Source organism: Nocardia sp. XZ_19_369, assembly GCF_015355715.1.
Classification (GTDB): Bacteria; Actinomycetota; Actinomycetes; order Mycobacteriales; family Mycobacteriaceae; genus Nocardia.
This window is the reverse complement of record NZ_JACVED010000012.1, coordinates 303,647-315,475: the sequence shown is the minus strand read 5'-3', so window position 1 is coordinate 315,475 and position 11,829 is coordinate 303,647. Positions and strand designations below refer to the sequence as shown.

Genomic DNA, 11,829 nt, shown 5'->3' with positions numbered 1-11,829 from the left:
ATCAGCACCGAGTTTGACCAGCACCTGCGCGGCCACGCCCTCACCCTCACGGATGAGCCCGAGCAGGATGTGCTCGGTACCGATGTAGTTATGGCCGAGCTGCAACGCTTCACGCAGACTCAACTCCAAGACTTTCTTGGCACGCGGGGTGAACGGGATATGACCCGACGGAGCCTGCTGGCCCTGCCCGATGATCTCCTCCACCTGACTACGCACGCCCTCCAACGAAATGCCGAGCGACTCCAGCGACTTCGCCGCGACACCCTCACCCTCATGAATCAGCCCCAGCAGGATGTGCTCGGTACCGATGTAGTTGTGGTTGAGCATCCGGGCCTCTTCTTGGGCCAGGACAACGACACGCCTCGCGCGGTCGGTGAACCTCTCGAACATGCCGCGCTCCTCACCACCGTGCAGGTAGGTATATAAACCTATAGTAACTGTGAACATGGCGGAGGCAACCCCGAGTTCGCGGTTCTCTCGCGCGCTCGACGCCCGTGCTCTACCGTGACCAGCGGCAGGTTCACTATCCGAAACCAAAGGAGATCAACCCGTCATGGGCGAAGTGGATGCCGCAACGATGGAGCCGATGTGGCCCGAGGGCGCGAGCGCGGAGTACATCGCTGCCCGTATCGAACTGGCGAAGGCCGAGCGCACGCTGCGCGATCAAATCGAGAACGTGGCCGCCGCGCGCCGACGAGTACCCCAGGGGCTCCTCGTCGACGACTACTCCTTCGCCGAGGGCCCGGCCGACCTCGGTCAGCCGGAACCGATCCGGACCACGAAACTGCGAGACCTGTTCGGGCAGCACGAAACTCTGGTCGTCTACCACCTGATGTTCCATCCGGACGACGACGAAGCCTGCCCGATGTGCTCGCTGTGGGTCGACGGATTCCAGGGCGTCGCCCATCATCTGGGCCAGCGCACCAGCTTCGCCGTCATCGCCAAGGCGCCGCTGCCGAAGCTGCGCGGATGGGCCTTGCGGCGCGGATGGGACGGGCTGCGCATCCTCTCCAGCCACGACACGACCTTCAACGCCGACCTGAACGCCGAGCGGCCCAACGGTGATCAGCGCCCGATGATCAGCGTCTTCACCACCGAGGGCGACCGGGTGCGGCACTTTTACACACTGCCCGCAAACTTTCACGACGACGCCCAACGCGGCATCGATCTGTTGTCCCCGGTGTGGAACGTCCTCGATCTACTGCCCGCAGGCCGCGGCGAGTGGTACGCCGAGAACCACTACGCCGGCCGTGAGCGCCGGGCCTGATCGGTACCCGCGCCGAAACTTATGCGGCACGCGCGAACTCAGCGCGCCGAGGCCGCCGCGCAGGAGGCGTAATTCGGCACAGGCGACCCGCCGGACCGGAGTGGTAGGCAGCTCCGATCCGGCGCTACCGTAAGCGAGTGGCAGCAAAGGCGATATCCACGGCGCAGGCCATCATCGATGTAGTGCTCGAGCTGCTGGACTCCGAGGGGTACGACGCCGTTCAGCTCCGGGAGGTCGCCCGTCGCGCGCACGTCTCCCTCGCCACGGTCTACAAGCATTTCCCTGATCGCGACACGTTGCTGATCGCCGCCGTCGAGCGTTGGATGGCGACCAACAGTTACGCGGGCATGGAACAGCCGGCCGCGCACGAAAGTTTGTACGACGGATTGATGCGCACCCTGGGGTACGTCTTCGAACCGTGGGAACGCAATCCACGGATGCTCGAGGCCTACCACCGGGCCCGGGCCACCGAAAACGGACACCGGCTCGACAATCAAGGCATCAACGCGATCCTGCCGGTCGCCTCACCGCTGTTCGAGCGCGCCGATCCCTCCTACCTCGAGGACGTCGCGTTGATCCTGGCCAATATGGCCTACGCGCTGATCGGGCGGTACGCCGACGGCAGTCTCGAAATCACCGAGATCCTGCCCATTCTCGAACGCACTGTTCGCCGCCTGACCAGTGATAACAGCGCAGAGGCTGCGGCGGCGACCGGTCCCGCTCCCGGCAACGACGCACCCCGCTGGAGCGTGAATCCGGCTCTCGCGGCGCCCTTCCTGCCGAGCCCGCAACCCGGCAGCGAAACCCACGGTGTGTCCGCCACCTGAGACCGGGGCGCCGCCGAGACGGCGTGAACTTCAACAGTTTCCGGCGGTTCCCCGTCGGCCAGTAACCGTGTTACTGTTCCGGGCATCGCACCGCTGTGACCCGAGTCATACGTCATAGCTATCGCGACTCAGTTCAGCGGCGACGAGGCCGGGCAGGAAGCGGAGAGCCATCACATGTACGAGCAGCACAGGTTGCGCACGCGGGCGAAGGCACTGTCTCGGGTGGCAGCGGGTGCGATGGCAGCGGCGTGCGCCGTCGCCATCGGCGGAGTCGGCATCAATACACAGCAGGCGGCGGCCGCCCCGGTGAGCGCGTTCTACACACCGCCCGCGCAGATTCCGGCCACCCCGGGCGCGATCATCAAAGCCGAGCCCATGACCATCCTCGCGACTCCGCCCACCGCAGCAGGCTGGCCGGTCAAGGCACAGCACGTCATGTATGCGAGCCGACTACAGGACGGCACGCCGACTGCGATCACCGGAACCTACATCGAGGCGTCGGGCCCATGGCGCGGCGCGGGGCCGCGCCCCACCGTCGTCATCGGTCCCGGCACCGCGGGTCAAGCCGACCACTGCGCCATGTCGGTGGCCTTCGCCAGCGGCGTGACCCTCTCCGCCGACCCGTCGGTGTCCCTATCAGCCAACCAAGAACTGCCCTCCTCTGCCGTATGGAGTGCACTCGGCGCGCGCGTCCTTGTCACCGATTACATCGGACTCGGCACGCCGGGAATGCACACCTTCGCCAATCGCATCGAAGGCGGGCACGCGATCCTCGACGGCGCCCGCGCCGCCAACAACCTCGGCGGCGTCGGCCCCGACACTCCGCTCGTCTTCTGGGGTTACTCCCAAGGCGGCGGCGCCACCGCGGGCGCCGCGGAACTGCTCCCCTCCTACGCGCCCGAGTTGAACCTCAAAGGAACTTGGGCCGGCGGACCCGTCGCCGACCTGACGGCCGTCCTCGAGCGCATCGACGGTGCATTGATCGGCGGCGCCATCGGTTTCGCGATCAACGGCCTGCTCGCCCGCTACCCCGAGCTGAACGCAGCGGTCGGCCGGGTCACCAGCCCCGCCGGGCGCGACATGCTGCACACCCTCAGCACCGAGTGCATCGGCGACGTGATCGTCAAGCAGCCGTTCCTGAAAACCAGCTCGCTGACCATCGACGGCCGCCCCCTCATCGAGCATCTGCACGACATCCCCGAGGCCGCCCCCGCACTCGCCGAACTCCGCGCGGGCGGCATCGCACCCACCACCCCGATGCTGATCACCAGCGGGCTCAACGACGACACCGTCCCCTACAACCAGGCCCGCAGGCTCGCCGAAGACTGGTGCGCCAAGGGCGGCACCGTCACCTTCCGCACCAACAACCTGCCGCCGATCTTCTCCGGCGCCACCATCCCCAATCATTTCGGGCCCGAAATGATCGACGGATTCGGGCCGGACAATGCGATCACCTACCTGCTGGATCGCCTCGCCGACAAACCGGTCGCCGGCTGCACCATCGACTGAAACACCGTGCGCCGCTGACGAATCGGCGCTCACCGACGCTCGAGCCGCCAGTAACGGCTCGTGCCTAACCATGCCCTGATCCGCTCCGGCTAGAAATTCAGCGCTCAGTCTCGACGCCACCATCAACGGCTCATGCCTCGCCATGCCCTCATCCGCTCCGGGGTAGAGGTTCAGCGCTCGGTTTCGACCGACGACTACCACCGAAAGCTTTGTTATGACAGCGATTTCGCGCCGGTCACTGTTGACCGGTATCGCCGCGACCGGCGCCGCCGCCATGGTCCGGGCGCCGCACGCCGCCGCCCAGGTGAACCACATCCCGCTGACCCACGAGGACCACCGGGTAGTGATCGTCGGCTCCGGCTTCGGTGGCGGCGTCAGCGCGCTGCGGCTGGCCCAGGCGGGCGTGCCCGTGACCGTACTCGAGCGCGGGCTCCGCTGGCCGACCGGACCGAACGCCGAAACCTTCCCTCGGGCACTGGCGCCGGACAAGCGGTTCCTGTGGTACCGCTCCAGCCCCAACGTTTTCGGGCGGCCGATGGTGTTCGACCCCTACACCGGTCTGGTGGAGGCGGTGCCCGGCGAGAACATGACCGCACTGTGCGCGGCCGGCGTCGGCGGCGGTTCCCTTGTCTATCAAGGGATGTCGCTGCAACCCGCCGAGACGGTGTTCAATACCCATTTCCCGCAGGAGCTGGATTGGGCGCTGATGAACCGAGTCCACTACCCGAGGGTCGCGAAGATGCTCGGCCTGGCCGAAGCACCCGATGAACTAATCGCCTCCGAGAATTACCGGGCCGCAAGGGTATTCGCCGACCGAGTCCGCAACGCGGGCCTGCCGCTGTCGAAGATTCCCATGCCCATCGACTGGGATTTCTCCCTCGCCGAACTGCGCGGAGAAATGAAGCCGTCCTACACCAACGGCGACGGAGCCATGGGCGTCAACAACGGCGGCAAACACTCGGTCGACGTCACCTACATCGCCGCCGCCGAAGCCACCGGCCTGGCGCGGGTCGAAACCCTGCACGAGGTAACCGATGTCGAGCGGGCCGCCGACGGACGCTGGAAAGTCCACGTGCAACGACTCGACACCACCGGCACCGTGCTCGAACACAAGGTGCTGACCACCGGCGCACTAATCATGGCCGCCGGCAGCCTGAACACCACCCGACTACTGATGCGAGCAGGCGGCAAGGACCTGATCCCCGACCTACCCGACGCCCTCGGCCAGAACTGGGGCTCCAACGCCGACCGCATCTACGTCTGGACCGACCCCTCCGCGGAATTCGTTGCGCCACAAGGCGGCCCGGTGGTCTTCGGCAGTCTCAACTGGACTGACCCGAACACCGCCCACACCGTCATCCAAGCCTCCATCCCCCCACTCTCCCTCGACCCCCGCAGCACCATGCTGGTCGGTTACGGCGTCAGCGAAAGCCGCGGCACCTTCACCTACGACCCCGGCCGCGACGACGCCATCCTGCGCTGGCCCGCCAACGGCGACAACCACATCCAGCACCACCACATCGGCCCGGCAGTACACAAAATCGCCGGCCCCGACAGCACGCTCATCGACACCAACACCCTCTTCCCCACCACCTGGCACCCACTAGGCGGCGCAAGCATGGGCGCAGTCTGCGACCTCGAAGGCCGAGTCCACGGCCACCCCGGCCTCTACGTCCTCGACGGCGCACTGATGCCCGGCAACACCGCCGCCTGCAACCCCTCCATGACCATCGCCGCCGTCGCCGAACGTGCACTCGACCAGATCGTCGCCCAGGACATCGGCTCGCTGATCTGAGAGGGCGATAGCGAAACTCACAGGTGCCGACGAGGATTCAGTCCAGGTTATTACCGCGCGATGGTCGCCTCGATCAGCCGGGTCGAGGCGGACGCCGTCGGGATTGCTCAAACCTTTTGTCCGCATATCAGGATTCGTCGGCCTCCGGGTGCGGACCGCTCACCCGTGGTTCGGCTCAGACGAGCAGGACTCGGCGACCGCGAGTGTATCCGGCCTGGCTGTCCGCGTGCGCGGCGGCGGCTTCGGTGAGCGAGTATGCCTGTGCGACCGGAATATAAAGTCTCCCGCGGGTGATGAGGTCGACGGCTTCGTCGAGTGCCTCGGGCATGTTGTCGCCGACGCCGGCGAAGCGGATGCCGAGCATCGGGGCCTCAGGTCGGCGATGGTGATCACCTTGTCCGGGTCTCCGGTCAGGTCGAGCAGTCCGCTGAGCACGCCGGCGCCGTTGTGATTCGGGGCAGCATCGACCCGGCCGAGCGCACGTACCCGCTCGCCCCAGCCCGGGACGTAGGTGGTGGCGCGGGCGCAGAGGCTGCGCACGTAGTCCTGGTTGGCGGGCCCGGCAGTGCCGATAACCGCGATGCCTCGGTAGCGAGCGATCTGCAACACCGCCGACCCGACCCCGCCGGCCGCGCCACTGACCAGCAGTGTCTGGCCGGGTTGGACGCCGACGAGGCGAAGGATCCGCACGCTCAGCCCATTACGTTCGGAGTCCACCTCCGGCCGACAATCGCTGGGACGACCCCGCCCACGCCGGACGCCGTGGGAAAGACCTCCCCGTTATGCTCACAGGCGTGTGGGCCGAGGAAGGGGCGGTTATGCGAACAGTTCGAATTTTACTGCCGGCGTTGCTGGCGATACTGGTGGGGGGATGCTCGCAGGTCATGCCCGGGACGGCCGAACCCTCCCGGGGGTCAGAATTATCGGAAGTCTTTGGTGTGCAGGTGCCGCCGGGAGATCGCCAGAAGCTCGACCTTGCTGAACAGATCAGGTCGGTCGACCCGTGCGGGTTCTTCGATCAGGCCAAGATCGCGACCTATGGTCAGATCTCCACAGTGGGGCCGTGGCAGAGGATCGGCGAATGCAGGCTCGGATTCCTGCAGAATGACCGCAATCAGTATCACTCAGCCGTTCTGGTCGAGCTCGAGTCCAGCCCACCCCGAAGCAGTGAGACGACGACCAAACAGATCGCAGGCGAAGCCGTGACAGTGAGCCCTGATCGAGCCTTCAGCGGTGAGTGCGCCTACACGGTGCCGCTACGTTTTCCAGCAGTATCCGGTGGGGGGCAGTCGAATCCGGATATTGTCGAGGTTCCGGCCGTCGCCTACGCCCTCGTTCGCACGATGGGATTCACCCCGAAATCCTTCGGCTGCACAGTGGCCGAGGAAACCGTCGCCAATGTAGTCACCGCATTCCGCGAGCAACGAATCCCGAGGCGAGCTCGCCCACTGGTCGCGGTCCCGCTCACGCAGCGCAGTCCCTGCGAGATCATGGCGCATCTTCCGCCGAACCATCACGTGATCAGGTTCGACGCCGAGGTCACACCGTACGAGTGCAAGTTCACCGTCAATCTGCCCAACGCGACCGGTCCACGCACCGACGACCTCGTCGGGGTGTCCTTCAAAGCGTCCAGCGCCGGAAGCGCAATGGCGCCGGTCTCCGGATATCAAGTCGAACAGATCAACGGCAAACCCGCTTTGACCAAACGCGACCAGAATTCAGCCGGTCCGCTGTGCTACGTCGAATTTCCGGTGGGGCCCGTCGTCGACGGCTACCTGCCGGGTACTCCCGCGACCGACGGCGCTATCAAATCGGCTCGGATTCAGGTGATGGTCAAACTAACCGGGAACTGCACGGTGACCGACCGGCTGGTGCCGCCCGCCATGGATCTTTTCGGAGCCAACCGATGACCCGCAGATTCCGGAACCACCTGTCCGCTCTGATATGTGCCACGGTGACGGTACTGTCCCTAGCCGGTTGCAGTACGACTATCGACGGTGTCGGGACACCCGTCGGGATGCGGTATCGCGGCACGCTCACCTCCGACGACGCCGCGGCCAAACTCGCCGAACGCGACGAGATCCGCAGGCTAGACCCGTGCGGGATGCTCGATGAGCGGGCCGTGAACACTCTGGGCCGTCCGCTGCATTTCGGCATAGGTATCGATCTCGACAGGTGCGTGGTCCGGTTGGACCGCGCCACCCTCACCACGCCACTGAACAGCGTCGAGGTGTCGATGTCGGTATCGCTCGACTTCGCAGGGTCCAGATTCCAGCTCGGCAATAGAAAGGCATCCGAAATACACTCGGGCGATCAATGTTTCGTCGCCGTGGAGTACAACGACCGCCGAGCCCTCTTCTACAGTGGAATCGCAAGCGGGGGGGCCGACCCGTGCCCAGCTCTTCGCACTGTGGTCGCGGCCTCAGCACCACTACTGGACAAGCCCGCGCTTCGGCGAAACTCCACCAAGATTCCGAAAACTAAAGGCGCCGACGTAGATCTATGCGCCGCTCTCGATACCGCCTACCCCTCTGGGCAGGCCTTCTATCTTACCGGGCTCAACCCGTACGAGTGCGACTTCTGGCTTGGCGACCACCAACGCGACGACAGCAATCGGTTCACCATCCAGCTCTTCAACGCCAACAAATCTTTGGTCGGATACGTCCCTGCCGACGCCCGAAAACTTCAGATCGCCGGTGTCGACGCGGTAGAGCAAAGCTTCCAGAAGAACTACTGCACTATCCAAGCCTATATCGGGGCTAGCCAACCGATCTCGGCGCGCGACTGGGAGGGCAAGCCCGATGACCGTGTCGAGGCCTTGAAGGTGTCCGGCCGCGGTTGCGACAAGACCCGCACTCTTGCGCTCGCCGCAGTCAAGACCTATCAGCAGAACTAGCTCACGCGGACGCATCAACGCCCGATATCCCGCGTTGTGCAGACGACCTCATCCACATCAATCGCATTGTTTACCTGGGCAAACAGAGAAGCAATGCGGCACAACGAGGAACGCTGGGAGACCAACACCTCGGATGCCGACTACAGGTATCTACCGTCCTGCAGCCGCCACGACTACAGGAGCGAGGCGCTCGGTTTCGGCGCACGAATCGAACGGGCCTTTTCGACCGAGCGGACTCAATGGGGACACATCGGGCGCGGCACCTTTAGCGACGAAATGCAGCTGGAACTCGATGAGGTGGGCATTCAGGGCTTTCGGCGCCGACGCCGACTTGAACGTGAGAACGATCGTGCACCCGGCATCGGGCATGCCTGCTAACCCCATTCTGGGCTCAATCGAAGTGTGTAGTTCTATGCCGGACAACCCCGCCGAGGTCAGGTGCCGCCCGTCAGGTCCAGGAACCTGCTCGGCGTCGCGGTCATAGCTCAACCGCACCTGCACATCGGTGCCAGCGGAGGGGTCACTGAGCACACTGATGCAGTAGTAAGGGCCGAGCCAAGTGATCGGTCCGCTACGCCAGGACCCAGGCAGGGCCTGGACAATCTGGTCGAGTGGGCCGCAGGGATCCTTGCCGTATAGAACCGGATCCCTATCTTTCGGTGCGGCAGGGTCGAGCCGGTCGAGTGTGGGCACCATCGCCACGAGCATGGCTTCGGCGGCGTCGCACGCTGCCTGCGGCCCCGAAACGGGTACCTGCCCAGCCGGGGTATCGAGCCTGCCCTCGAGCTTGTGAACAAACTTGTCGACAGGGGAGGGAACGCGGGCCGAGCAGGTATCCAGAGTGCCACCCGACGAGACGGTCCGACGTTCAGCCTGACCGACCTCTACGCTACCGCCGCTGACACGATGATCGAAAAAGTCACCCAGAGTGACCCGAAACCGAGCGTGCATAGTGTCGTCCACGTCGCCGACTTGCAGAGTGCAGGAGCTGAGAGTGTCCAGGTCTAGCCGACCGGCAACAGCCTTCGGCCCGTACCGCTTCGCCACAGTCAGGTCGAAAACCGAGCAGGGATCAACCGCACGAAGTTTGGCCATCAGCTCGGACACCGACAGCGATGCCGGCGCACTCGCCCCCTTTCCCGACGAGACGGGGGTCGCGGTGCCGGTCGTGGTGCGTGAGCAACCAACCATGCCGCCAAAAGCACCAACCACGGCCACAATTCCCACCACACGTACTGCCCAACGATTCTTGTTACACCACAGCAGCATCAGACGCACACCTTCCCTCCCGTCCAGGAGCCCGCCGAAGGCACCCGCCCACGATCCCCCGCGACGATCAACATACTAAACCGCCATAGCGACCTGATCTTTGGTCGCAGACGAAACCTCTACATGCGGTTGCGAGGTCTGGACCACGCGCGCCAACCTACGACATCCTGAACTACCAAGCCCGCAACTACGCGGCCATGGCGCCCACCTTCACTGGCACCAAACCTCGACCATCACGAGGCATCGCAAATGATTCATATTTGGGCGACCAGTCCGACACCTGAGGGCGCGACGGCGCGGGAGACGATCTACCGAGCGATCCGGCCCTAACAGCTGGCCGTTTTCCGAACTAGCGACTGGCCACCTTGCGATAGCGGAGCAATGCCAACGGCACCGCTACCGCCAGGATCGCGACAGAACAACCGATGGCGTAACCGACGCAATGATCGGCGGCCCAACCGGTGGCGGGGGCGAAGGTGGGGGGTGCGTCGTTGTCGAAGAGTTTGCGGCCTGCGGCTGAGACCGCGGTGATCGGGTTCCACTCGGCGATCGTGCGCAGCGGGCCGGGGAGGGTTTCGGCGGAGATGAAGGCCGAGGAGATGAAGGACAGGGGGAACAGCCAGATCAGGCCTGCACTCTGGGCTACTTCGACGGTGGGTGACAGCAGGCCGGTGAGTGCGCCGACCCAGGACATGGCGAAGGCGAACAGGAGAATTATTCCGAAAGCCAGTGCGGCGTCGGCGATTCCGCCGTTGATCCGCCAGCCGACCACGTAACCGCAACCAACCATCACCGCGACGCTGAGCACATTGACGACCAGGTCGGACAGCGTGCGACCCATCAGCACGGCCAGCCGCGACATCGGCAGCGTCCGCATCCGATCGATGATGCCCTTCTGCAAGTCACCGGCCAGCCCGACGGTGGTGAAGGCCGCATTGAAAGCGACTGTCTGCGTGAAGATTCCAGCGAGCAGGAACTCGCGGTACTGACTGCCGCCCAGCGATGCTCCGAAGATGTAGGCGAACAGGAACACGAACATGAGCGGCTGGATCGTCGCGGTCACCAGCAACGTCGGCACTCGCAGGATGGTGAGCAGATTGCGGTAGGCGACGATGGCGCTGTCCCGGAAGATCCGCATCCGCGGCCCCGAATCGAGCTGCACCGCGGGCATTTTCGGGGTATCGACCACCGCAGTCACGACAGAATCTCCTCTTGTACGTCATCGGTTTCTGGCTGGCGGTCGGCCCCGTCGCGGGCCGGTGTGCCGGTGAGAGAAAGGAATACGTCGTCCAGGCTGGGACGGTGCACGTTGGCATCGACCACGCACACGCCCGCGTCGTCGAGCCTGCGCAGCGCCTCGACCATGGTGCGCGAGCCGTCGCCGACCACGATCGACGCCTCGTCGGTGCCCGCCTCGTGGCTGGGCTCGCCGATGCCTACCTGCGCGAGCACGGTCAAGGCAGGCTTGGCGTCCTGACCGGCGGCGAGGGTGACGGTGAGCCGGTCGCCGCCGATGGACATCTTCAACTCGTCCGCGGAGCCGCGCGCGATCACCCGTCCGCGATCGATGACGGTGATCCGGTCCGCGAGCAGATCGGCCTCTTCCAGGTACTGGGTGGTGAGCAGCACGGTGGTGCCGTCGTCGACGAGATCGCCGATGACGCGCCACATGTCGAGCCTGCCGCGCGGATCGAGTCCGGTGGTCGGTTCGTCGAGCACCACCACCGCGGGCCGGGCGACGAGCGCACCGGCCAGGTCGAGTCGCCGCGCCATACCGCCGGAGTAGGTGCCTGCCCGGCGGTGCGCGGCGTGGTCCAACCCGAACGCGCTCAACAGCTCCTCCGCGCGGCTGGTGGCCGCACTGTGCGACATGCCGTAGAGCCGGGCGACCATGCGCAGGTTCTCGTACCCGGACAGATTCGCGTCGACCGCGGCGTACTGACCGGACAACCCGATCCGACGCCGTGCCGCACCCGGATTGCGCAGCACGTCCACCCCGGCCACCCGCACCGACCCGTTGTCCGGGCGCAGCAGAGTGGTGACGATGCGGACCGTCGTCGTCTTGCCCGCGCCGTTCGGCCCGAGCAGCCCCATCACGGTGCCCGCCGGAATCTGCAGGTCGATGTTGTCCAGCACGCGAATCTTGCCGTAGCTCTTCACCAAGCCGAGGACTTCGACTGCCAGACTCACGACTCCACCTCGCTAGCGCTCGGCTCCGTCGTGCGCCTAGACGCCCTGTGCCCGCGGCTCACTCGCTGACGCTCGC

The 11,829-nt window shown here is 65.3% G+C and carries 10 protein-coding genes and 1 pseudogene; 6 read left to right on the top strand and 5 right to left on the bottom strand.

All coding sequences use genetic code 11. From position 1 onward, the window contains the following. The coding region (locus IBX18_RS37560; protein WP_306796578.1) for a Clp protease N-terminal domain-containing protein at positions 1 to 390 on the bottom strand (390 nt) is incomplete at its 3' end. Between the two features lie 163 nt (positions 391 to 553). Here IBX18_RS37560 and IBX18_RS37555 point away from each other — a divergent pair. The 4 genes from IBX18_RS37555 (at position 554) to IBX18_RS37540 (ending at position 5,398) form a co-directional block, all read left to right on the top strand. Then, positions 554 to 1,267 (top strand): DUF899 family protein, encoded by a 714-nt coding sequence (locus IBX18_RS37555; RefSeq protein ID WP_194838163.1) that lies wholly within the window; start codon positions 554 to 556, stop codon positions 1,265 to 1,267. A gap of 137 nt (positions 1,268 to 1,404) precedes the next feature. Then, on the top strand, positions 1,405 to 2,094 hold the full coding sequence (locus tag IBX18_RS37550; protein WP_306796577.1) for a TetR family transcriptional regulator: 690 nt from the start codon (positions 1,405 to 1,407) through the stop codon (positions 2,092 to 2,094). Between the two features lie 174 nt (positions 2,095 to 2,268). After that, entirely contained in the window at positions 2,269 to 3,603 is a 1,335-nt protein-coding gene (locus IBX18_RS37545) for a lipase family protein (protein WP_194838162.1), read from the top strand. A gap of 214 nt (positions 3,604 to 3,817) precedes the next feature. Continuing rightward, entirely contained in the window at positions 3,818 to 5,398 is a 1,581-nt protein-coding gene (locus IBX18_RS37540) for a GMC oxidoreductase (RefSeq protein WP_194838161.1), read from the top strand. A gap of 175 nt (positions 5,399 to 5,573) precedes the next feature. On the opposite strand, the pseudogene IBX18_RS43545 reads toward IBX18_RS37540, so the two are convergent. Next, a pseudogene (locus IBX18_RS43545) lies at positions 5,574 to 6,091 on the bottom strand (zinc-binding dehydrogenase); the annotation flags it as partial. A gap of 101 nt (positions 6,092 to 6,192) precedes the next feature. Between IBX18_RS43545 and IBX18_RS37530 the strand changes: the two are divergent. Both IBX18_RS37530 and IBX18_RS37525 read left to right on the top strand, forming a co-directional pair. Beyond that, complete coding sequence (locus IBX18_RS37530) at positions 6,193 to 7,308, top strand: hypothetical protein (RefSeq protein WP_194838160.1); 1,116 nt, start codon at positions 6,193 to 6,195, stop codon at positions 7,306 to 7,308. A gap of 44 nt (positions 7,309 to 7,352) precedes the next feature. Next, positions 7,353 to 8,294, top strand: a complete 942-nt coding sequence (locus tag IBX18_RS37525) for a hypothetical protein (protein WP_194838159.1) — start codon at positions 7,353 to 7,355, stop codon at positions 8,292 to 8,294. Between the two features lie 150 nt (positions 8,295 to 8,444). On the opposite strand, the gene IBX18_RS37520 is transcribed toward IBX18_RS37525, so the two are convergent. The 3 genes from IBX18_RS37520 to IBX18_RS37510 all read right to left on the bottom strand — a co-directional run bounded on the left by IBX18_RS37520 (position 8,445) and on the right by IBX18_RS37510 (position 11,753). Next, positions 8,445 to 9,572 (bottom strand): hypothetical protein, encoded by a 1,128-nt coding sequence (locus tag IBX18_RS37520; RefSeq protein ID WP_194838158.1) that lies wholly within the window; start codon positions 9,570 to 9,572, stop codon positions 8,445 to 8,447. Between the two features lie 340 nt (positions 9,573 to 9,912). Further along, positions 9,913 to 10,695, bottom strand: a complete 783-nt coding sequence (locus tag IBX18_RS37515) for an ABC transporter permease (protein ID WP_194838192.1) — start codon at positions 10,693 to 10,695, stop codon at positions 9,913 to 9,915. 62 nt (positions 10,696 to 10,757) lie between these two features. Next, positions 10,758 to 11,753, bottom strand: a complete 996-nt coding sequence (locus IBX18_RS37510) for an ATP-binding cassette domain-containing protein (RefSeq protein WP_194838157.1) — start codon at positions 11,751 to 11,753, stop codon at positions 10,758 to 10,760. Positions 11,754 to 11,829: the final 76 nt, after the last annotated feature.